We start from the raw sequence: 21525 nt of genomic DNA, 5'->3' as shown, positions 1-21525 counted from the left end.
CCCCTCAGTAGTCGTCGTGCCGGCTGCCCTGGCGTTTCGGGCGCAGGCTCAGCTTGGTTTTTTCCAGTTGGCCGATCACGCCCGGCCCGCGCCGCAACGCCACGCCGACGGCGAGGATGTCGATCAGCACCAGGTGCACGATGCGCGAGATCATCGGGCTGTAGGTCTCGGTGTCTTCCGGGGCGTCGGCCACCAGCGTCACCGTGGCCTGCTTCGCCAGCGGCGAGCCGCTGGCGGTGATCGCCACCACCTTGGCGCCGGCGTGCAGCGCCACCTCGACCGCGTCGAGCAGCTCGACGGTACGGCCGGAGTTGGAGATGGCCACCAGCACGTCGCCCTCGCCCAGCACCGAGGCCGCCATGATCTGGGTGTGGGTGTCGGCGTAGGCGACGGTGGGAATGCCGAAGCGGAAGAATTTGTGCTGGGCGTCGGCGGCGATGATGCCGGAGTTGCCCAGTCCGTAGAACTCGATGCGGTTGGCGTTGGCCAACAGCTCCAGCGCGGCGTTGACCGCCGCCGGGTTGACGTCGTTACGGCACTTGAGCAGCGCCGACACGGTGTTGTCGAATACCTTGGCGGCGATCTCGGAGGTCGGGTCTTCCGGGCGCACGCTGGAGTGCACGTACGGCACCCCGGTGACCAGGCTGCCCGCCAGCTTGAGCTTGAAATCCGGCAAGCCGGTACAGCCCATCGAGCGGCAGAAGCGGATCACCGTGGGCTGGCTCACCCCGGCGCTGGCGGCGATGTCGGCCACCGCCGCCTGCATCATGGTGTAGGGCTGTTCCAGGACCAGGTCGGCGACCTTGCGTTCGGCCGCCGACAGGCTGCCCAGCTGATTGCGGATTCGTTCAAGCATGCTGCTCCTCCAGGTGCGCGGCCAGCGCGGCGGTGGCGCCCAACAGCGCCGGCATGGCGTGCGTCATGATGTACACCGGCACCGCCGCGAGGTAGCCGGAAAAGCGCCCCTTGTCTTCGAAACGGGCACGGAACGGCGAGCTCTGGAAATAATCGAGCAGGCGCAGCACGATGCCGCCGCCGAGGTAGACCCCGCCGCGGGCGCCCAGCGTCAACGTCAGGTTGGCCGCCGCGGTGCCGAGCATGGCACAGAATGCGTCCAGCGTCTCGCGGCAGCGCGGGCATTCGCCGGACAGGGCGCGGGTGGAGATGTCGGCGGCGCGCAGGTCTTCGGCCTCCTCGCCGGCCAGCGCGGCGAGCGCCTGGTAGATCAGCACCAGGCCGGGGCCGGACAGCAGGCGCTCGGCCGAGACGTGGCCGTAGCGCTCGCGCGCGAAGTGCCAGATCTGCGCCTCGCGCTCGTCGAACGGGGCGAAGCTGACGTGGCCGCCCTCGCCCGGCACCGGGGTGGCGCCGTGGGTGTGCGGCACCAGCGCCGAGACGCCGAGCCCGGTGCCGGGGCCGATCAGCGCGCACGGTGCGCCGGCTACGGCCTCGCCGCCGCCGACCTTGATCAGCGCGTCGGCCGGCAGGTGCGGCAAGGCCAGCGCCATCGCCGCCCAGTCGTTGATCACCAGGAACGACTCCAGCGCCAGCGCCTGGCGCGTGGCTTCGATCGAGAACGCCCAGTGGTGGTTGGTCATCTGCACCCAGTCGCCGGTGACCGGGTTGGCGATGCCGATGGAGGCATGCCGCACCGTGGCGCCGACGTCGGCGAGGTAGGCGCGCACCGCCGCTTCCAGCGTCGGGTAGTCGGCGCAGGCCAGGACCTTGATCTGTTCCGGTTCGGTGCCGCCGGTATAGAGCGCGAAACGGGCATTGGTGCCGCCGATATCGGCCACCAGCCAGGGAAAGCTATCAGGACGCCCAGTAAACATCGAGCGGTACCTCCGTGTGGTGCAGGACATGACTGATCGGCAGCGCGTCGTCGACGGCCTGCCGCGCTTGTTCGAATACCCGGCGCTTGGCCGGCCCCTGGATCGCCAGGAACAGCCGGCCGCAGGCCAGCAGCGCGGCCAGCGTCATGCTGAGGCGCGTGTGCGACGCCGCCGGCGGGGTGACCGTGAGCAGCCGTTCGGCCGACGGCAGCGCGAGCCCGGCGGCGAGTTCCGGCGCAGCCGGGAACAGCGAGGCAGTGTGGCCGTCGTCGCCCATGCCGAGCACGGCGACGTCGGGCTGGCGCCAGGCGGCGCGCGCGGCGGCCAGGCTGGCGGCGGCGTCGTCGGGGTGGAGCGCCAGCGGCAGGAAGCGCGCCGCGGCGGCGGCGCCGGTGAGCAGGTGCTCGCGCACCAGCGCGGCGTTGCTGTCCGGGTGGTGTTCCGGCACCAGGCGCTCGTCCACCAACGTCACCGTCACGTGCGCCCAGTCGAGGCCGCTTTCGGCCAACCTTTGCAGGAAGGCCACCGGCGAGCGCCCGCCGGACACCGCCAGCACCGCCTCGCCGCGTTCGCGGATCGCCGTCGCGAGCGCGCCGCTCACCGCCTCGGCCAGCGCCGCGGCGGCGTCGGCAGGCGTATCGAATTCAAACCATTGCATGGTGTTGTCTCTGTCTCTTCTATCTCTTTGTGGTGTTGCCGACCGGCCCGTGCCAAGGCCGGCGCCAGGATTGCGCCGGGTTATCCCCGGCGCCGATGGGCTCCGACACAAGGCGCCTCCACCCATCCTGCCCGTACCTCAGAAGTCGCCCTCAATGTGTAGTGAACGACCACACAGCAACGTTGAGGCAGGCTTCTGCAAACTTGTGAAAGAAATCGTCGCGAGCGGCCCTCAGCGGGGTGAAGAGCAGCACAGGAACCGGAGTGGACACAGGGTCCATGAGGATTCCGAGCAGCACATGAACCCCGATCAGGGACGCGCAGCAGATTTATTCACAAGTTCTCAACTCTCCTCGTGCCACGACACCCCATCCCGCGACAGCAGCGCGCTGGAGGCGGCCGGGCCCCAGCTGCCGGCGGTGTACTGCTTGGGCGGCGTGGTGCTGTGCTGCCAGTGGTCCATGATCGGCTCCACCCAGCGCCAGGCTTCCACCAGCTCGTCGCGGCGCATGAACAGCGCCAGCTTGCCGCGGATGACGTCGAGCAGCAGGCGCTCGTAGGCGTCGGCGCGGCGCACCTTGAACGATTCGTGGAAGTCGAGGTTGAGGTGCACCGGCTGCAGGCGCTGGGTGTCGCCCGGCTCCTTGGACAGGAAGTAGAGGCGGATGCTTTCTTCCGGCTGCAGGCGGATCACCAGGCGGTTGGCGGTGTTCAGGCCCATCGGGCTGGGGAACAGGTGGTGCGGCACGTCACGGAAGTTGATCACGATCTCGGCCAGGCGTTCCTGCATGCGCTTGCCGGTGCGCAGGTAGAACGGCACGCCGGCCCAGCGCCAGTTGTCGATCTCGGCCTTGATGGCGACGAAGGTCTCGGTCTGGCTGCTGGCGGGGATGCCCTGCTCCTGCAGGTAACCCACCACCGGCTGGCCGTTGGCGGCGCCGGCCTTGTACTGAGCGCGCACGGTCTTGGCGGCGACATCCTGCTCGCTGAACGGGCGCAGCGCTTTCAATACCTTGAGTTTCTCGTCGCGCACCGCATCGGCGCCGAGGTTGGCCGGCGGCTCCATCGCCACGATGCACAACAGCTGCAGCAGGTGGTTCTGCACCATGTCGCGCAGCGCACCGGTATTATCGTAGAAGTCGCCGCGCGTGCCGACGCCGAGCTCTTCGGCGATGGTGATCTGCACGTCGTGGATCCACTCGCGGCGCCACAGCGGCTCGAACAGCGCGTTGGCGAAGCGGATCGACAGCAGGTTCTGCACCGATTCCTTGCCGAGGTAGTGGTCGATGCGGTAGAGCTGTTCTTCCTTGAAGTGACGCGCCACCGCTTCGTTGATCTCGTTGGACGATTCCAGGTCGTGGCCGAGCGGTTTTTCCAGCACCACGCGTACCTTGTCGTGGTTCAGGCCGACCGCCGCCAGGTTGTCGCAGATGCCCTCGAACAGGTCCGGCGCGGTGGCGAGGTAACAGACGGCGACACGCTCGCTGTGCTGGTTCAGCACCTCGGCCAGCGCCGGGTAGTGCTTCGGCGTGGCGGCGTCTACCTTGAGGTAGTCCACGCGCGCGAGAAAACCCTGCCAGGCGGTGTCGGAAAAGTATTCCTTGATGTGGATGCGCGCGCTCTTCTCCACCATCGCCAGGTAGTCTTCGCGCGCCATGTCGCGGCGACCCAGCGCCAGGATGCGGCCTTCTTCGTTCAAGAGGCCGGCGGCATGAGCCTGGTACAGCGACGGCAGCAGTTTGCGCATGACCAGGTCGCCGGTGCCCCCGAACAGCACCATGTCGAAGGCCGGGGTGTGCAGATTAGCGTTGTCCATCCTGAGTGTTCTCTCGCACAGTGGGTTGTGATGTAGTTATATTACCATTCGACGTGCCGCTGTCTATGGCAATTACACGGCCAAAGACAACAATTTCGATGCTGCAAAGCAACATGGAAATCAACGAAAATCCTTTATAAGCAATGGTTTTCAGCATTTGCACCACAGCCGCAGCGAGAAACCCGCTGCAACGTATTGCATTTTGACTGTAGTAAAACTACCATTCATCGCACATTACCCACCGGGATTACACCATGGCCTTACATCCCGTCATCGCCGACGTCACCGCCCGTATCGTTGCCCGCAGCCAGCCGCGCCGCGCGGCTTACCTGCAGCATCTCGACGCCGCCGCCAAACGCGGCCGCGTGGAGCGCACCCAGCTGTCCTGTACCAACCTGGCGCACGCCTTCGCCGCCATGCCGGACACGGTCAAGATCCATCTGAAGGAAGCCAGCCGGCCCAACCTCGCCATCGTCTCGGCCTACAACGACATGTTGTCGGCGCACCAACCGCTGGAGGCGTTCCCGGCCTGGATCAAGGACGAGGCGCTCAAGGCCGGCGCCACCGCGCAGTTCGCCGGCGGCGTGCCGGCGATGTGCGACGGCGTGACGCAGGGCCAGGCCGGCATGGAACTCTCGCTGTTCTCGCGCGACGTGATCGCCATGAGCACCGCCGTGGCGCTGTCGCACCAGATGTTCGACGCCGCGCTCTACCTGGGCGTGTGCGACAAGATCGTGCCGGGCCTGCTGATCGGCGCGCTGACCTTCGGCCACCTGCCGGCGGTGTTCGTGCCGGCCGGGCCGATGACCACGGGCATGTCCAACGACGAGAAGGCGCACATCCGCCAGCTCTACGCCGAGGGCAAGGTCGGCCGCGACGTGCTGCTGGAATCGGAGGCGCAAAGCTACCACGGCCCCGGCACCTGCACCTTCTACGGCACCGCCAACTCCAACCAGATGCTGATGGAGATCATGGGCCTGCACCTGCCGGGCACCGCCTTCGTCACTCCGGGCACGCCGCTGCGCGAAGCGCTGACGCGCGCCGCCGCGCACCGTGCCGTGGCGATCAGCCCGGGCCGCGAGCACTACACCCCGGTGGGCCGCCTCGTCGACGAGAAGGCGGTGGTCAACGGCATCATCGGCCTGTTGGCCACCGGCGGCTCGACCAACCACACCCTGCACCTGGTGGCGATCGCCCGCGCCGCCGGCATCGACATCAACTGGGACGACTTCGACGAGCTGTCGGCGGTGATTCCGCTCCTGGCGCGCGTCTACCCCAACGGCAAGGCCGACGTGAACCACTTCCACGCCGCCGGCGGCATGGGTTTCCTGATTCGCGAGCTGCTCGACGCCGGCCTGCTGCACGAGGACGTCACCACCATCATGGGCCCGGGCCTGCGCGCCTACACCACGGAACCGTGGCTCGACGACGGCGAGCTGAAATGGCGTCCGGCGGCGGCCACGAGCCACGACAGCGGCGTGCTGCGTCCGGCGGCGGAGCCGTTCTCGGCCGACGGCGGCCTGCGCGTGCTCAAGGGCAATATCGGCCGCTCGGTGATCAAGGTCTCGGCGGTCAAGGCGGAACACCGCGTGGTAGAAGCACCGGCGGTGATCTACCACGACCAGGACGAACTCCTGGCCGCGTTCAAGCGCGGCGAGCTGGAGCGCGACTTCGTCGCGGTGATCCGCTTCCAGGGCCCGCGCGCCAACGGCATGCCGGAGCTGCACAAGCTGACGCCGACGCTGGCGGTGTTGCAGGAGCGTGGCTTCAAGGTGGCGCTGGTCACCGACGGCCGCATGTCCGGCGCCTCCGGCAAGGTGCCGGCGGCGATCCACGTCTCGCCCGAGGCCGTGTCCGGCGGCCCGATCGCCAAGCTGCGCGACGGCGACCTGGTGCGCGTCGACGCCAACAGCGGCGAGCTGACCGCGCTGGTGGCGGAGGCCGAATGGGCCGCGCGCGAGGTGGTTTCGGCCAACCTTGCAGGTAATGATTTCGGCGTCGGCCGCGAACTGTTCGCCGGCATGCGCACCTTGGCCGACGTCGCCGAACACGGCGCGATGACCTTCCACCACCCCCTGTGGAGAGATTGAAAGCAATGGATGCACTGACTCTGTTACGCCAAAGCCCGGTGATGCCGGTGATCGTGGTCAACGACGCCGCGGTGGCGGTCGACCTCGCCCGCGCGCTGGTCGCCGGCGGGATTCGCACCCTGGAAATCACCCTGCGCACCAAGGCCGCGCTGGCCGCGATGCGCCGCATCCGCGACGAAGTGCCTGACGCCCTGGTCGGCGCCGGCACCGTGCGCACCCGCGCCCACCTGGAAGCCGCGCTCGACGCCGGCGCCCAGTTCGGCCTCAGCCCGGGCCTGACCCCGGAGCTGGCCGCCGCCGCGCGCGCCTCCGGCGTGCCGTTCATCCCCGGCGTGGCCACGCCGTCCGAGGCGATGCACGCCCAGGACGAAGGCTTCAACATCCTCAAGCTGTTCCCGGCCGAGGCGGTGGGCGGCATCAAGCTGCTCAAGGCGCTGGCCGGCCCGCTGCCGGAGCTGCGCTTCTGCCCGACCGGCGGCATCGACGCCAGCAACGCGCCGGCCTACCTGGCCCAGCCCAACGTGCTGGCGGTGGGCGGCTCGTGGCTGACCCCGGCCGACGCCCTCGCCGCCCAGGATTGGGAACGCATCACCCAGCTCGCCCGCGAGGCCAGTGCGTTGGCGGTACGCTGACCCCCGTTTTTGTTGCTTGTTGCTTCCTTGCAGGGCCTGCCGACTCTCCCGGACAGGCCCTTTTTTTCTTCCCGTCCCGCCACGCCCCGTCGCCGCGTCAGCATAGCGCCAGGCGCGCCGCTCCACCCGATCGCCTGAAACCCGCTCCCGCGCTGTCTATAGTTGTGGCAATCGCGCGATGCCCGGCCCGCCGGGCGCGGCATCGGCGCCCTCACCGCCCCATCACAAAGGAACGTGGCGCCATGAGCCACCTCGCCCCCCTGCCCGTGGTGCAGCTGTACCGGCGCTGCGACCCCGAGCTGTTTGCCTTCGACACCACCGCCGAGCTGGAAGACCTGACCGACATCATCGGCCAGCTGCGCGCCGTCGGCGCCACCCGCTTCGGCCTCGGCATGCGCCACCACGGCTACAACGTCTACGTCATGGGCCCCAGCGGCAGCGGCAAGCGCACCATGGTGCGGCAGTTGCTGGCGCAGCAGGCGGCCGGCGCGGCGCCGCCGTGCGACTGGTGCTACGTCAACAATTTCGCCCAGCCGCACAAGCCGCGCGCCATCCGCCTGCCTGCCGGCCGGGGGGCGACGCTGCGCGACGACATGCAGCAGCTGGTGGACGAGCTGCGCGCCACCATCCCCGCCATCTTCGAGGGCGAGGAATACCGTCGCCGCCTCGACCAGATCAACGAGGAATTCACCCAGCAGCAGACCAAGGCGTTCGAGGAGGTCGGCGACGCCGCGATCCAGCACGGCATCGCCCTGCTGCGCACCCCCAACGGCTTCTCCTTCGCCCCCGCCAAGGACGGCGAGGTGATCAGCCCGGAGGAGTTCGCCAAGCTGCCGCGCGAAGAGCAGGAACGCATCGAGCGCGACACCGACACCCTGCGCGTGCAGCTGGAAAAGGCCATCCGCCAGGTGCCGCGCTGGCGCCGCGAGCGTATCGAGCGGGTGCGCCAGCTGAACGAAGAGGCGGTGCTGTTCGCGGTGGGCCAGATGATCGACTCGCTGCGCGAGGACTACGCCGATTTCGAACCGGTGCGGCTCTACCTCGACGAGGTGCAGCAGAACATCATCGCCAGCATCGACGACTTCCGCCAGCCACGCGACGGCGCGCCCTCCCAGTCCGGCTTGCAGGGCCTGGGCGACGGCGCCGACTTCAACCGCTTCCGCGTCAACCTGCTGGTCGATCACGGCGGCCACCCGGCACCGCCGGTGATCGACGAGGAACACCCCACCTGGCAGAACCTGATCGGCCGCGTCGAGCACCTGTCGCAGATGGGCACGCTGATCACCAACTTCCTGCAGATCAAGCCCGGCGCGCTGCACCAGGCCAACGGCGGCTACCTGCTCTTGGACGCCATCAAGCTGCTGAGCCAGCCGTTCTCGTGGGAGGCGCTCAAGCGCGCGCTGGCCACGCGCGAGATCCGCATCGAGTCGCTGGGCCAGATGTACAGCCTGATCAGCACGGTGTCGCTGGAGCCGGAGCCGATCCCGCTCGAGGTCAAGGTGCTGTTGCTGGGCGACCGCATGCTGTACTACCTGCTGGCGGAATACGACCCGGAGTTCGGCGAGCTGTTCAAGGTGGCGGCCGATTTCGAGGACGAGGTGGCGCGCACCGGCGACAACGCCCTGCTATACGCCCGCCTGATCGCCACCCTGACGCGGCGCGACGGGCTGCGCCCCTTCGAGCGCGGCGCCGTGGCACGCGTCATCGAGTACGGCGCGCGCCGCGCCGAGGACGCCGAACGGCTCTCGCTGCACATGGAAAGCCTGGCCGGGCTGGTGCGCGAGGCCGATTACTGGGCGCAGCAGGACGGCCTTGCCAACGTCGGCGCCGAGCACGTCGAACGCGCCATCGCAGCGCAGATCCACCGCGCCGACCGCCTCAAGGAACGCGCGCACGAGGCCATCCTGCGCGACATCCTGCGCATCGACAGCAGCGGCGCTCAGGTCGGCCAGATCAACGGCCTGTCGGTGTTCGAGCTGGGCCAGTTCGCCTTCGGCCAACCTTCGCGCATCACCGCCACCACGCGCCTGGGCGACGGCGACGTGGTCGACATCCAGCGCGAGGCCAAGCTGGGCGGCGCGATCCACTCCAAGGGCGTGCTGATCCTGTCCTCGCTCTTGGCGACGCGCTACGCCGCCGAGCAGCCGCTGTCGCTGTCGGCGAGCCTGGTGTTCGAGCAGACCTACGGCATGGTCGAGGGCGACAGCGCCTCGCTGGCGGAATTGTGCGCGCTGCTCTCCTCGCTCTCCGGCCTGCCGCTGCGCCAGGCGCTGGCGGTGACGGGTTCGGTCGACCAGTTCGGCCGGGTACAGGCGATCGGCGCCGTCAACGAAAAGATCGAGGGCTTCTTCGACATCTGCCGCCAGCGCGGCCTGAACGGCGAGCACGGCGTGCTCATCCCCGCCGCCAACGTGCTGCACCTGATGCTGCGCCGCGACGTGATCGAGGCCGCGACGGCCGGACTGTTCCACGTCTACGCGGTGGAAACCGTGGACCAAGCCATCGCCTTGCTCACCGGCGTGGAGGCCGGCGCCGCGGACGCGAGCGGCCTCTTCCCGGAGGGCAGCGTCAACCGCCGCGTGGCGGACCGCCTGCATGGCCTGGCCGACATCGCCCGCGCCTACAGCCAGCCGGACAAGGGCGACCAGGCCGGCAGCGCGCCGCCCCCCGCTCCCAAAGCAAGGCACGGCCATGGACAAGCCTAGCCCCGGCAAGGTGCTGCTGGCGCTCGACGTCTCGCCACGCAGCCGCGCCGCGCTGGAACTGGCGGCGGCGCTGGCCGCCGCGCGCGATGTCGAACTGGCGGGATTGTTCATCGAGGACATCAACCTGCTGCACCTGGCCGCGCTGCCCTTCACGCGCGAGATCGGCCAGTTTTCCCGCGCCTCACCGCTCGCCACGCCACAGCTGGAGCACGCCCTGCGCTGCGAGGCGGAGCAGGCGCGCCACCTGCTCGCCGACACCGCCACCCGGCTGCAACTGCGCTGGTCGTTCCAGCTGGCGCGCGGGCAGATCGCCACCGAACTGTTCGCGCGCGCCGACGAACCCGATCTGGTGGTGCTGGGCAAGAGCGCGCGCATGGGCACCATGCCGCTGTGGACGCTGCTGTGCGAGGCGCCGCCGCCCCCGCCGCGGCAGCACGTCACCCGACCGCGGCTGCTGGTGCTGTTCGACGGCTCGCCGGGCGCCGCACGCGCCCTGGCGTTGGCCCGGGACCTGGCGCAAAGCCAGGACGGCGAGCTGCGCGTACTGATCCCGGCCGACAACGAAGCCGACTTCCTACGCCACGCCAACGCCGCCATGGCGCTGGCGCCGGCCAGCGCCGGCAGCTGCCGCCGGCTGCTCCCCGGCGACACCCGCGCGCTGGCCGCCGCGGTGCGCGAGGAAAACGCCAGCAGCCTGGTGCTCGACGGCAGCCGCTCGCTGCGCAGCGGCACGGGCTTCGCCGCCCTGCTCAACGACATCGACTGCCCGGTGATCCTGGTCAGCTGAGGCGACGTGCCGTCCGCCGGGACGCGGGCGCCACGACCAGGCCGGCTGCCTATACTTCAGCCATGCACGGCCCCGTGCCGCGACAACAACACCATCGGGCACGATCCGACAGGAAGGTATCAACATGGCCATCATCGGTATTGATCTGGGCACATCCAACTCGGCCGCCGCCGTGCTGCGTGGCGGCCGCCCGGTGCTGATTCCCAGCGCGGAAGGCGTCAGCCTCGGCGGCAAGGCGTTTCCCAGCTACGTCGCGATCACCGCCGACGGCCAGATGCTGGTGGGCGAAGCGGCACGGCGCCAGATGGCGGCCAACCCGGAAGGCACCGCCACCGCCTTCAAGCGCCAGATGGGCACGCGCCAGCGCCTGCGGCTGCGCGACCGCGAGTTTTCGCCGGAGCAGCTCTCCGCCTTCCTGCTGCAGAAGATCAAGCGCGACGCCGAAGCCTTTCTCGGCGAACCGGTGAGCAAGGCGGTGGTCACCGTGCCGGCCTATTTCGACGACAACCAGCGCAGCGCCACCAAGGACGCCGCCGCCATCGCCGGGCTGGACGTGGTGCGCCTGGTCAACGAGCCCACAGCCGCCTCGCTCGCCTACGGCCTCGACCGCGCCGGCCAGGAGCTGCGCATCGCGGTGATCGACCTGGGCGGCGGCACCCTCGACGTCACCATCATGGAATTCGGCCAGGGCGTGTTCGAGGTCAAAGCCACCAGCGGCGACACCCGGCTGGGCGGCACCGACATGAACCAGGCGATCTTCGAGGCGCTGGCGCAGCGCTTCTACGAACAGAGCGGCATCGACGTGCGGCGCGACACCAAGGCGGCGGCGCGACTCCTGGAGGCCGCCGAGATCGCCAAGGTGGAACTGTCCAGCAGCGTCACCACCCACTTGAGCCTGCCCTATATCGGCGTGGCCGGCGGCGAGCCGCGCCACCTCGAGATGGACCTGGGGCGCGCCGAACTGGAACGGCTGGTGCGCCCGGTGATCGAGCGCTGCCGGCGCCCGGTGGAGCAGGCGCTGCACGACGCCGGCATCACGCCCCAGGCGGTCGACCGCGTGGTGTTCGTCGGCGGGCCGACGCGCATGCCGGCGGTGCGCGCCTTCTTCGAGGAGCTGTTCGGCAAGCCGGCCGAGATGGGGGTCGACCCGATGGAATGCGTCGCCAGCGGCGCCGCGATCCAGGCCGGCGTGCTGTCGGGCGAGGTCAGCGACATCGTGCTGGTCGACGTCACCCCGCTCACCCTCGGCGTGGAAACCCTGGGCGGCGTGGCCACCCCGCTGATCGCACGCAACACCCCGGTGCCGGTGCAGAAGACCGAGACCTTCACCACCGCCTCCGATCTGCAGACCGCCGTCACCATCCACGTCTACCAGGGCGAGCGCGCCATGGCCGCGGACAACGTCAGCCTCGGCGAATTCAACCTCGACGGCATCCCGCCGGCGCCGCGCGGCGTGCCCAAGATCGAAGTCAGCTTCGACATCGACGCCAACGGCATGCTCAACGTCGCGGCCCGCGACGTCGCCAGCGGCAAGAGCCAGTCGGTGCGCATCAGCGGCTCGACCAGGCTGGCGCACGACGTCAAGCAGCGCATGGTCGAGGAGGCCGAACACTACGCCGAGGCCGACAAGAAACGGCGCGAGGAGGCGGAAACCCTGAACGAGGCCGACGGGCTGTGTTACCAGGCCGAAAAGCTGCTGGCCGACTTCGGCGACAAGCTCACCGCCGACCTCAAGCAGCGCCTGGAACAGGCGCGGCGCGCCACCAAGGAGGCCTGTACCCAGCATGACGCGGCGCGCGCCAAGAGCCAGGCCGACGAGCTGCGCAAGCTGCTCAAGGAGGCCGGCAGCTCGATCTACGCCCAGAGCCAGCCCTCCGGTGCCGGACCCTACCAGGAAGTACGCTACGGCCCCGACGCCCAGCCCGAGGTCTCGACCGGCGGCGAGCCGCGCCCGAGCGGCGCCGGACCGCGCGGACGCGTGGTGGACGCCGATTACCACTGAGCCCTGCCACCGGACAGCCGCTGAACGGGGGCCACCATCGATACCGCCAACACCACGGCCAAACGCGATTACTACGAGGTGCTCGGCGTGGCGCGCGACGCCGACGCCAAGGCGATCAAGGACGCCTTCCGCTCCCTCGCGCTGAAGTACCACCCCGACCGCAACAAGGCGCCGGAAGCCGAGCAGCGCTTCAAGGAGATCGCCGAGGCCTACGCCGTGCTGTCCGACCCGAAGAAGCGCGCCGACTACGACGCCGGCGGCTTCGCCGGGCTGGAAGGCATGCCCCCCGAGGACCTGTTCGGCGGCGTCGACTTCGACACCCTGTTCGGCGGGCTGGGCTTCGATCTCGGCGGCGGACTGTTCGAGCGTTTCTTCGGCGGGCGCCGCCGCGCCGCGCCGGCGCACGGCGACGACATCGAGGTGCTGCTGCGCGTCCCCCTGGAGCGGGCGCTGCACGGCGGCGAGGAGCCGGTGCCGATCGCCCGCCGCGAGCCCTGCCCGACCTGCCACGGCAGCGGCGCCAAGCCGGGCACCGCGCCGCGCGTCTGCGCCATGTGCCACGGCAGCGGCCAGGAAGTGAAAAAGAGCCAGAAGCGCGGCATCGTGTTCCAGCAGGTCACGCCCTGCCCCGCCTGCGCCGGGCGCGGCCGCATCATCGACGAGCCCTGTGCCGAGTGCCACGGAGAGGGACAGACCACGCGCAGCGAAACCCTCACGGTGAAAATTCCGCCCGGCGTCGAGGAAGGCATGGTGCTGCGCATCCCCGGCCACGGCCAGGCCGCCACGCCGGCGGGCGTGCCGCCCGGCGACCTGCTGGTGGTGGTGCGCACCCTGCCCGACGCCCGCTTCGAGCGCGACGGCGCCGACCTGTGGTGCCGCCAGCCGCTGCCTCTCACCGACGCCGTGCTCGGCACCGAACTCGCCGTGGCGACGCTGGATGGCGAGGCGCGCGTCACGGTCCCGCCCGGCACCCAGCCCGACACCGTGCTGCGGCTGCGCCACAAGGGCCTGCCCTACTTCGGGCGCGACGAGCGCGGCGACTTGCTGCTGCGGCTGCAGGTGCAGATTCCCGAACGGCTCTCCGCGGCCGAGCGCCGGCTCTACGAGCAATTGCGCCAGCTGGCGCGCTGAACGCGCCGTCCACCCCCTCGCCAAACTGCGCCGCAGCTTCTAACATCGCAGCATGATCCGTAGCCAGCCCGCGAGGCCTTGACTCCCCATGAAACTGTTTCTGGCCGAAGACGACGCCGTCCTGGCGGACGCCCTGCTCACCCGCCTCACCCAGCTCGGCTTCGACACCGCGCACGCCGCCGACGGCCTCGACGCGCAGCAGCGCCTGCTCGCCGAGGACTTCGACGCCGTGGTGCTCGACATCGGGCTGCCCGGGCAGGACGGCCTGGCCGTGCTGCGCAACGTGCGCGTGCACAAGCCGGCGCTGCCGATCCTGCTCTTGACCGCGCTCGACAGCATGGAAGACCGCGTCGCCGGGCTCGACGCCGGCGCCGACGACTACCTGGTCAAGCCGTTCGACTTCCCCGAGCTGGAAGCGCGCCTGCGCGCCCTGCTGCGCCGCCAGCGCGTCGCCGACAGCCCGCGTGACGAGCCGCGCTTCGGCCGCCTGCGCCTGGACCGCATCGGTCAACGCGCCTGGGCCGACAACGTAGCGCTGGAACTGTCGGCACGCGAGCTGCAGCTGCTCGACATCTTGATGAGCCACGCCGAGCGCGTCGTCACCAAGGAACAGATCGCCACCGAACTGTCCGGCACCGGCGAGGAAGTGGGCGCCAACGCGGTCGAGGTCTACGTGCACCGCCTGCGCAAGAAGCTCGACGGCAGTGGCGTCGGCGTGCGCGCGGTGCGCGGCCTGGGCTATCTGCTGGCCAGCACCGACGCGCCCCGCTAAAGGTTGGCCGAAGCCCGACGACAAGGAGCCCCGATGTCCCCTCCCCGCCAGTTGTCGCTGCGCCGCCAGCTGCTGCTGTGGCTGCTGCTGCCGCAGCTGGTGCTGTGGCTCGCCGCCGCCTACCTCGCGTACGCCATGGCGCTGGGCTACAGCAACGAGGTGATCGACCGCAGCCTGGCCAAGTCCTCGCGCGCGCTGGCGCGCCAGGTCAAGCCGTTCGGCAACGGCTTCTACGTCGACTTCCCGCAGGCGGCGCGCGAAATCCTCGAGGAAGACCCCAACGACCGCGTCTACTACATGGTCAGCTCGCCGCCGGAGGCCTTCCTGCTGGGCGACCCGGCCATGCCGCGCCCGCCCGCCGGGCTGCCGGTGCGGGCCGGCGCCAGCTACTTCTACAACGCCGCCATGGCGAAACAGGGGAACAAGCTCGAGGTGCGCGTGGCGGCGCTCTACCTCAACGCCGGCACCCCGGACCAGCCGCAGCTGATGCTGGTGCAGGTGGCCAAGAGCCGCGCGCTGAGCGCCGAGCTGGCGCACAAGATCCTGTTCGACATGGGGCTGCCGCTGTTGGGCCTGATGCTGCTCACCAGCGTGCTGGTCTGGGCCGGCATCAGCCGCGGCCTGTCGCCGCTCAGGAACCTGCGCCGCAGCGTGGAACACCGCTCGGCGCGCGACCTGGCGCCGATCGAGGCGGAAAACGCCCCGTCCGAGGTGCGCGCCCTGGCCACCGCCATCAACACCCTGCTGGCCGAGGTGCACGGCCAGGTGGCGCAGCAGCGCCGCTTCATCGCCGACGCCGCGCACCAGCTGCGCACCCCGCTGGCGGGGCTCAAGTCGCAAAGCGAGCTGGCGCAGGACGAACTGCGCCAGGCGCAGCCGGACGTGGCGCGCGCCTGCCGCCAGCTGGAGCAGGTGCACACCAGCGTCGAGCGCTCCATCCGCCTGGTCAACCAGCTGCTGGCGCTGGCGCGCGCCGAGCCCGAGGCCGGGCTGCAGCTGGCGCCGCTCGACCTGGCGCAGCTGGTGCGCGAGGTGAGCGCCGAGGCGGTGCCGCGCGCGCTGGCGCGCGACATCGACCTCGGGGTGGAGGGCGGCGCCGCGCCGCTGACCATCGATGGCCACGCCGGCCTGCTGCGCGAACTCGTGGCCAACCTGCTCGACAACGCCATCCAGTACACCCCAGCCGGCGGCGAGGTCACCGTCGCGCTGCAGCCGGGGCCGGGCGAGGTGTGGCTGCGCGTCAGCGACAGCGGTCCCGGCATCCCGCCCGCGGAGCGCGAGCGCGTGTTCGAGCGCTTCTACCGCGGCAGCGCCGAGGGCAAGGGCAAGGGCTGCGGCCTCGGGCTCGCCATCGTGCAGGAGATCGCGCGGCGCCACCGCACCACGGTCACGCTGTCCGAGCACCCGCCGCATGGTCTCACCGTGTCGTTGCGCTTTGCCCTGAGCGGGCCCCCCGGCCCCGCCCGCTGACCCCTGTTCTCCGTCCCGATGCTGCTTTGCCGGCACGGCGCCGGCCCGTGCCCGGGCCGGCCGTCGTGTAGTTGGTACACTACGGCGCCCCCTCGTGCTGCATCGCATCATCCGTATCCCCCAGCATCGGCCGGCTTCGCCGTTTATTCATGCTGCATTGCACCCAAAACCGTTCAAGTTCTTACGCCATCTAGACGCAAAACTTACGCAAAACTTACAGCAACTCGCTATAGTTTTCGCAAGCCGTCACGGCAGGCCGCCCCACACGCCACGCGACGGACTGACAACAATACCGAGGAGATAGAGCATGAAACTGAAGCGCCTGAGCGCGGCCCTGCTGGCCGCCAGCCTGCTGCCCGCCACCGTGATGGCCGGCAACGTCGAAGTGCTGCACTGGTGGACCTCCGGCGGCGAAGCCAAGTCGGCTCTCGAACTGAAGAAGATGATGACCGCCAAGGGCCATACCTGGCGCGACTTCGCCGTGGCTGGCGGCGGCGGCGACAACGCCATGACCGCGCTGAAGACGCGCGTGGTCTCCGGCAACCCGCCCACCGCCGCCCAGATCAAGGGCCCGGCGATCCAGGAATGGGGCGCCGAAGGCGTGCTCGCCAACATCGACCCGGTGGCCAAGGCCGGCAACTGGGACAAGCTGCTGCCGCCGGTGGTGAGCCAGGTCATGAAGTACAAGGGCCAGTACGTCGCCGCCCCGGTCAACGTGCACCGCGTCAACTGGCTGTGGGTCAACCCGGAAGCGTTCAAGAAGGCCGGCGCCACCGTGCCCAAGACCTGGCCGGAATTCTTCGCCGCCGCCGACAAGCTGCAGAAGGCCGGCATCCAGCCGATCGCCCACGGCGGCCAGCCGTGGCAGGACGCCACCCTGTTTGAATCCGTCGCGCTCGGCGTCGGCGGCGCCGGCTATTACAAGAAGGCCTTCGTCCAGCTCGACCAGGCCACGCTGGCCGGCCCGACCACGGTCAAGGTGTTCGAGACCCTGCAGCGCGTGAAGGGCTACATCGACAAGGGCGCGGCCGGCCGCGACTGGAACCTGGCCACCAACATGGTCATCACCGGCAAGGCCGGCATGCAGTTCATGGGCGACTGGGCCAAGGGTGAATTCACCGCCGCCAGCAAGCAGCCGGGCAAGGACTACCTGTGCGTCGACGCCCCGGGCACCGCCGGCATGTTCACCTTCAACATCGACAGCCTGGCGATGTTCCAGCAGAAGGACCCGGCCTCGGTCAAGGCGCAGGCCGACCTCGCCGCCACGGTGATGAGCCCGGCGTTCCAGGAAACCTTCAACCTCAACAAGGGCTCGATCCCGGCGCGACTCGACACGCCGATGGACAAGTTCGACGACTGCGCCAAGAAATCCAAGGCCGACCTGACCACCGCCTCCAAGAGCGGCGCGCTGGTGCCGAGCTTCGCGCACAAGATGGCGATGCCGTCGGCCACCGAAGGCGCCATGGTGGACGTCATCTCGCAGTTCATGAACTCCAGCATGACGCCCAAGGCTGCCGCCGAACGACTGGCCAAGGCCGGCAAGGTCAAGTAAGAGCGGCATCAGGCGGCTGCGCCTTTGCATCTTGAGCGCCGGCGCTGCTCGGAATCCTCATGGACCTCATGTCCATTCCGGTTCCTGTGCGGCGGCGGCACTCAACCTGCTCTGGCTCGCCCGCCTGCTGAAAGCCTCTCAGCCGATGACGGAAGCGGGGAGCCCCTCCCCGCCGTGTTCCCCGCTCTCGCTACGCTAAGGAATTCCCATGTCCCATTCTTCGTCTCCGGCCGGAGTCCGTGCCCTGGCCGACGCCGCGCCCGCGGCCGCCAGTCGTCAGCGCCTGGCCGACCGCTGGCTGCCCCGGCTGGTGCTGAGCCCGACGATCATCATGAGCCTGGTGTTCGTCTACGGCTTCATCGCCTGGACCGCCTGGCTCTCCTTCACCGAATCGCGCCTGCTGCCGCGCTACGACTGGGCCGGCCTGACCCAGTACCTGGCGCTGTTCGACAACGAACGCTGGTGGACCGCCGTTGCCAACCTCGGCGTGTTCGGCGGCCTGTTCATCCTGTGCACGCTGGTGGTGGGCCTGCTGCTGGCGGTGCTGCTCGACCAGAAAATCCGTGCCGAAGGCGCGCTGCGCGCCATCTACCTTTACCCGATGGCGCTGTCCTTCATCGTCACCGGCACCGCCTGGAAATGGATGCTCAACCCCGACATGGGGCTGCAGAAGGTGCTCAACGACTGGGGCTTCGCCAACTTCACCTTCGACTGGCTGGTCGACCCGGACCGCGCCATCTACACCGTGGTGATCGCCGGGGTGTGGCAGTCGTCCGGCTTCGTCATGGCGCTGTTCCTCGCCGGCCTGCGCGGCGTGGACGACTCCATCATCAAGGCGGCGCAGGTGGACGGCGCAAGCCTCCCCACCATCTACCGCCGCATCGTGATCCCGTCGCTGCGCCCGGTGTTCTTCAGCGTGCTGCTGATCCTGTCGCACATCGCCATCAAGAGCTTCGACCTGGTGATGGCGCTCACCGGCGGCGGCCCGGGCACCTCGTCCGACGTGCCGGCCATCTTCATGTACCAGTTCGCCTTCACGCGCGGCCAGCTCGGCCTCGGCGCGGCCTCGGCGATGATGATGCTGATGACCATCGTGGCGGTGCTGGTGCCGCTGATGTACCTTGAAACGAGGAGTGCGAAACGTGGCTAACAAGCTCTCAATCGGCCGGCTGCTGGTCTACGCCGCGCTGGCGCTGGTGGCGCTCTATTACCTGCTGCCGCTCTACGTGATGCTCACCACCTCGTTCAAGACGCTGGACGACATCCGTCAGGGCAACCTCTTGTCGCTGCCGCACGCCTGGGACGGCGGCGCCTGGGCCAAGGCCTGGGCCTCCGCCTGCACCGGCATCGAATGCGGCGGCATGAAGGGCTTCTTCTGGAACTCGGTGAAGATGACCGTGCCGGCGGTGCTGATCTCGACCATGATCGGCGCGGTCAACGGCTACGTCGTCTCGATGTGGCGCTTCAAGGGCTCCGACGCGCTGTTCACGCTGTTGCTGGTGGGCTGCTTCATCCCGTTCCAGGTGGTGCTGCTGCCGATGGCGCAGCTCTTGGGCTGGCTCGGCCTCGCCAACACCACCGCCGGCCTGGTGCTGGTGCACGTGATCTACGGCACCGCCTTCACCACGCTGTTCTTCCGCAACTTCTACGTCACGGTGCCGGACGAGTTGGTTAAGGCGGGCCGCATCGACGGCGCCGGCTTCTGGACCATCTTCTTCCGCATCCTGCTGCCGGTGTCCGGGCCGATCTTCGTGGTCTGCGTCATCTGGCAGTTCACCCAGATCTGGAACGACTTCCTGTTCGGCGTGGTGTTCGCCGCCGGCGAAGCGCAGCCCATCACGGTGGCGCTGAACAATCTGGTCAACACCTCCACCGGGGTCAAGGAATACAACGTCGACATGGCTTCCGCCATCATCGCCGCCCTGCCCACCCTGTTCGTTTACATGGTCGCCGGCCGCTACTTCGTGCGCGGACTGACGGCCGGCGCCGTGAAAGGTTAAGACAATGGCCTCGCTCTCCATCGACAACGTTTGCAAGACCTACAACAACGGCACCGACGTGCTCAAGGGCATCGACATCGCCATCGACGACGGCCAGTTCCTGATCCTGGTCGGCCCCTCCGGCTGCGGCAAGTCCACCCTGCTCAACATGATCGCCGGGCTGGACGACATCAGCTCGGGCGACATCCGCATCGGTGCGCGCCGCGTCAACGACCTCTCGCCCAAGGACCGCGACATCGCCATGGTGTTCCAGAGCTACGCGCTCTACCCCTCGATGAGCGTGCGCCAGAACATCTCGTTCGGGCTGGAGATTCGCAAGCAGCCCAAGGCCGAGATCGACGCCACGGTGAACCGCGTGGCCGAGATGCTGCAGATCACCCACCTGCTCGACCGCAAGCCCTCGCAGCTCTCCGGCGGCCAGCGCCAGCGCGTGGCGATGGGCCGGGCCCTGGCGCGCAACCCATCGATCTTCCTGTTCGACGAGCCGCTCTCCAACCTCGACGCCAAGCTGCGCGTGGAGATGCGCACCGAGATCAAGCTGATGCACCAGCGCCTGAAGTCGACCATCGTCTACGTCACCCATGACCAGATCGAGGCGATGACGCTGGGCGACCGCATCGCGGTAATGAAGGACGGCATCGTGCAGCAGTTCGGCAGCCCGCAGGAGATCTACGACAACCCGGCCAACCTGTTCGTCGCCGGCTTCATCGGCTCGCCGTCGATGAACTTCATCCCGGCCACCGTGGTGGAAGCGCCCGGCGGGCTCGGCGTCAAGGTGTGCGACGACCACGGCTGCGTGGTGCTGCCGCTGCCGCACGACCGCGCCAAGCTCTCGGCCTGGATCGGCAAGGAGGTGATCTTCGGCATCCGCCCGGAACAGATCACCGACGCGCGCACCGCGCACCGCGAGGGGCTGCCGCAGATGGATTGCCACGTCAAGGTGATCGAGCCCACCGGCCCGGACACGCTGATCTTCGTCACGCTCAACGACACCAAGGTGTGCTGCCGCGCCCACCCCACCGAGGCCAAGCGCCCGGGCGACGCCATGCAACTGGTGTTCGACGTCTCCAAGGCGGTGTTGTTCGACCCCAAAACCGAGGTGCGCATCGCATGAGCGCGGCGGTCGGCACCACAACGTTGGCCGAACACGGCCCGCAGCTGTCGGCGCTGGCGGTCGGGGCGTGGCGGCTCGACGCGTGGGACTTCGACGACGCCGCGCTGGCGGCGTGGATCGAGCACGCCATCGCGCAGGGCCTCACCACCTTCGACCACGCCGACCTCTACGGCGGCTTCACCTGCGAGGCACTGTTCGGGCGCTGGCTCAAGGCCAATCCGGCGAGGCGCGGCGAGATCCAGCTGGTGACGAAATGCGGCATCAAGCCGGAGGACGCGGCGCGTGGCTGGACGGTGAAGCACTACGACACCGGCCGCGCCCACATCCTGGCCTCGGTCGACAACTCGCTGCGCCAGCTGGGCACGGACTACCTCGACCTGCTGCTGATCCACCGCCCGGACCCGCTGATGGACCCGGACGAGGTGGCGGAGGCCTTCGCCGCGCTGAAGGCTGCCGGCAAGGTGCGCCACTTCGGCGTCTCCAACTTCAGCCCGAGCCAGTTCGCGCTGCTGGCCAGCCGCACCCCGCTCGTCACCAACCAGGTCGAGGCCTCGCTATTGCACCTGGCGCCGCTGTTCGACGGGACCTTCGACCAGTGCCTGGAGCGCCGCGTGCGGCCGATGATCTGGTCGCCGCTGGCCGGCGGCCGGCTGTTCGACGCTTCGGCCAACCCCGTACTGCAGCGGACGCTCGCCACCCTGGCCGAACAGCTCGGCGTCACGCCCGCCACGCTGGCGCTGGCCTGGCTGCTGCGCCACCCGGCGCGGCCGCTGCCCATCGTCGGCTCGCGCCGGCTCGCCTCGCTCGACGACGCCGCGCGCGCCGCCGCGCTGCCGCTCGAACGCCAGCACTGGTTCGCGCTGCTCGAAGCGGCGCAGGGCCACGCCGTACCCTGACCCCGCTGTTCTTCGCTCCACCCGGGACGATCGCCTTGGTCGTCCCGTTTTTTTGCCCGGCCCTTCCGC

General features: G+C 69.2%; 17 protein-coding genes. 13 read left to right on the top strand and 4 right to left on the bottom strand.

Translation table 11 applies throughout. The features are described 5' to 3' along the window. Positions 1-4: 4 nt before the first annotated feature. From hexR to zwf, 4 genes are all read right to left on the bottom strand, one after another. Positions 5-856: a transcriptional regulator HexR gene (gene hexR / locus FURADRAFT_RS13125; protein ID WP_008954650.1), complete on the bottom strand. Its 852-nt coding sequence runs from the start codon at positions 854-856 to the stop codon at positions 5-7. Beyond that, positions 849-1832, bottom strand: a complete 984-nt coding sequence (locus FURADRAFT_RS13120; protein WP_008954649.1) for a glucokinase — start codon at positions 1830-1832, stop codon at positions 849-851. The genes hexR and FURADRAFT_RS13120 overlap by 8 nt, the downstream gene beginning before the upstream one ends. Beyond that, complete coding sequence (pgl, locus tag FURADRAFT_RS13115; RefSeq protein WP_008954648.1) at positions 1813-2490, bottom strand: 6-phosphogluconolactonase; 678 nt, start codon at positions 2488-2490, stop codon at positions 1813-1815. Before pgl ends, FURADRAFT_RS13120 begins: the two co-directional genes overlap by 20 nt. 342 nt (positions 2491-2832) lie before the next feature. After that, positions 2833-4305 carry a glucose-6-phosphate dehydrogenase gene (gene zwf, locus FURADRAFT_RS13110; protein WP_008954647.1) on the bottom strand — a complete coding sequence of 491 codons (1473 nt, stop codon included), beginning with the start codon at positions 4303-4305 and terminating at the stop codon, positions 2833-2835. A 254-nt stretch (positions 4306-4559) separates the two neighbouring features. Here zwf and edd point away from each other — a divergent pair, with 254 nt between their 5' ends. The 13 genes from edd (at position 4560) to FURADRAFT_RS13045 (ending at position 21456) form a co-directional block, all read left to right on the top strand. Then, a complete protein-coding gene (edd, locus tag FURADRAFT_RS13105) occupies positions 4560-6395 on the top strand; it encodes a phosphogluconate dehydratase (RefSeq protein WP_008954646.1) in 1836 nt (611 codons plus the stop codon). A gap of 5 nt (positions 6396-6400) precedes the next feature. Then, a complete protein-coding gene (locus FURADRAFT_RS13100; protein ID WP_008954645.1) occupies positions 6401-7027 on the top strand; it encodes a bifunctional 4-hydroxy-2-oxoglutarate aldolase/2-dehydro-3-deoxy-phosphogluconate aldolase in 627 nt (208 codons plus the stop codon). A gap of 242 nt (positions 7028-7269) precedes the next feature. Further along, the gene (locus FURADRAFT_RS13095) at positions 7270-9732 is read left to right on the top strand and encodes a Lon protease family protein (protein ID WP_008954644.1); all 2463 of its coding nucleotides are present in this window, start codon (positions 7270-7272) and stop codon (positions 9730-9732) included. Further along, positions 9719-10519, top strand: a complete 801-nt coding sequence (locus FURADRAFT_RS13090) for a universal stress protein UspA (protein ID WP_008954643.1) — start codon at positions 9719-9721, stop codon at positions 10517-10519. Before FURADRAFT_RS13095 ends, FURADRAFT_RS13090 begins: the two co-directional genes overlap by 14 nt. Positions 10520-10643: 124 nt before the next feature. After that, positions 10644-12521: a molecular chaperone DnaK gene (gene dnaK / locus FURADRAFT_RS13085; RefSeq protein ID WP_008954642.1), complete on the top strand. Its 1878-nt coding sequence runs from the start codon at positions 10644-10646 to the stop codon at positions 12519-12521. A gap of 36 nt (positions 12522-12557) precedes the next feature. Continuing rightward, on the top strand, positions 12558-13652 hold the full coding sequence (dnaJ, locus tag FURADRAFT_RS13080; protein ID WP_081455960.1) for a molecular chaperone DnaJ: 1095 nt from the start codon (positions 12558-12560) through the stop codon (positions 13650-13652). Positions 13653-13740: 88 nt separating this feature from the next. Further along, complete coding sequence (locus tag FURADRAFT_RS13075; protein ID WP_008954640.1) at positions 13741-14424, top strand: response regulator transcription factor; 684 nt, start codon at positions 13741-13743, stop codon at positions 14422-14424. A 33-nt stretch (positions 14425-14457) separates the two neighbouring features. Further along, a complete protein-coding gene (locus tag FURADRAFT_RS13070; RefSeq protein WP_008954639.1) occupies positions 14458-15894 on the top strand; it encodes a sensor histidine kinase in 1437 nt (478 codons plus the stop codon). Positions 15895-16201: 307 nt separating this feature from the next. Next, on the top strand, positions 16202-17446 hold the full coding sequence (locus FURADRAFT_RS13065) for an ABC transporter substrate-binding protein (RefSeq protein WP_008954638.1): 1245 nt from the start codon (positions 16202-16204) through the stop codon (positions 17444-17446). A gap of 208 nt (positions 17447-17654) precedes the next feature. Beyond that, positions 17655-18596 carry a carbohydrate ABC transporter permease gene (locus FURADRAFT_RS13060; RefSeq protein ID WP_008954637.1) on the top strand — a complete coding sequence of 314 codons (942 nt, stop codon included), beginning with the start codon at positions 17655-17657 and terminating at the stop codon, positions 18594-18596. Beyond that, complete coding sequence (locus tag FURADRAFT_RS13055) at positions 18589-19446, top strand: carbohydrate ABC transporter permease (protein ID WP_008954636.1); 858 nt, start codon at positions 18589-18591, stop codon at positions 19444-19446. Before FURADRAFT_RS13060 ends, FURADRAFT_RS13055 begins: the two co-directional genes overlap by 8 nt. A gap of 4 nt (positions 19447-19450) precedes the next feature. Further along, the gene (locus FURADRAFT_RS13050; RefSeq protein WP_008954635.1) at positions 19451-20560 is read left to right on the top strand and encodes an ABC transporter ATP-binding protein; all 1110 of its coding nucleotides are present in this window, start codon (positions 19451-19453) and stop codon (positions 20558-20560) included. Further along, positions 20557-21456, top strand: coding sequence for an aldo/keto reductase (locus FURADRAFT_RS13045; protein ID WP_008954634.1), 900 nt, complete (start codon positions 20557-20559; stop codon positions 21454-21456). The genes FURADRAFT_RS13050 and FURADRAFT_RS13045 overlap by 4 nt, the downstream gene beginning before the upstream one ends. Positions 21457-21525: the final 69 nt, after the last annotated feature.

This window comes from Pseudogulbenkiania ferrooxidans 2002 (genome assembly GCF_000174355.1).
In the GTDB taxonomy this organism is placed as follows: domain Bacteria; phylum Pseudomonadota; class Gammaproteobacteria; order Burkholderiales; family Chromobacteriaceae; genus Pseudogulbenkiania; species Pseudogulbenkiania ferrooxidans.
The sequence above is the reverse complement of the archived record's forward strand: the minus strand, read 5'-3'. Positions and strand labels throughout refer to the sequence as shown.

What these genes read in the sequence shown, in the direction of transcription:
- hexR (WP_008954650.1), bottom strand. Translation starts at nt 856, where the DNA reads ATGCTTGAACGAATCCGCAATCAGCTGGGCAGCCTGTCGGCGGCCGAA.
- FURADRAFT_RS13120 (WP_008954649.1), bottom strand. Translation starts at nt 1,832, where the DNA reads ATGTTTACTGGGCGTCCTGATAGCTTTCCCTGGCTGGTGGCCGATATC.
- pgl (WP_008954648.1), bottom strand. Translation starts at nt 2,490, where the DNA reads ATGCAATGGTTTGAATTCGATACGCCTGCCGACGCCGCCGCGGCGCTG.
- zwf (WP_008954647.1), bottom strand. Translation starts at nt 4,305, where the DNA reads ATGGACAACGCTAATCTGCACACCCCGGCCTTCGACATGGTGCTGTTC.
- edd (WP_008954646.1), top strand. Translation starts at nt 4,560, where the DNA reads ATGGCCTTACATCCCGTCATCGCCGACGTCACCGCCCGTATCGTTGCC.
- FURADRAFT_RS13100 (WP_008954645.1), top strand. Translation starts at nt 6,401, where the DNA reads ATGGATGCACTGACTCTGTTACGCCAAAGCCCGGTGATGCCGGTGATC.
- FURADRAFT_RS13095 (WP_008954644.1), top strand. Translation starts at nt 7,270, where the DNA reads ATGAGCCACCTCGCCCCCCTGCCCGTGGTGCAGCTGTACCGGCGCTGC.
- FURADRAFT_RS13090 (WP_008954643.1), top strand. Translation starts at nt 9,719, where the DNA reads ATGGACAAGCCTAGCCCCGGCAAGGTGCTGCTGGCGCTCGACGTCTCG.
- dnaK (WP_008954642.1), top strand. Translation starts at nt 10,644, where the DNA reads ATGGCCATCATCGGTATTGATCTGGGCACATCCAACTCGGCCGCCGCC.
- FURADRAFT_RS13075 (WP_008954640.1), top strand. Translation starts at nt 13,741, where the DNA reads ATGAAACTGTTTCTGGCCGAAGACGACGCCGTCCTGGCGGACGCCCTG.
- FURADRAFT_RS13070 (WP_008954639.1), top strand. Translation starts at nt 14,458, where the DNA reads ATGTCCCCTCCCCGCCAGTTGTCGCTGCGCCGCCAGCTGCTGCTGTGG.
- FURADRAFT_RS13065 (WP_008954638.1), top strand. Translation starts at nt 16,202, where the DNA reads ATGAAACTGAAGCGCCTGAGCGCGGCCCTGCTGGCCGCCAGCCTGCTG.
- FURADRAFT_RS13060 (WP_008954637.1), top strand. Translation starts at nt 17,655, where the DNA reads ATGTCCCATTCTTCGTCTCCGGCCGGAGTCCGTGCCCTGGCCGACGCC.
- FURADRAFT_RS13050 (WP_008954635.1), top strand. Translation starts at nt 19,451, where the DNA reads ATGGCCTCGCTCTCCATCGACAACGTTTGCAAGACCTACAACAACGGC.
- FURADRAFT_RS13045 (WP_008954634.1), top strand. Translation starts at nt 20,557, where the DNA reads ATGAGCGCGGCGGTCGGCACCACAACGTTGGCCGAACACGGCCCGCAG.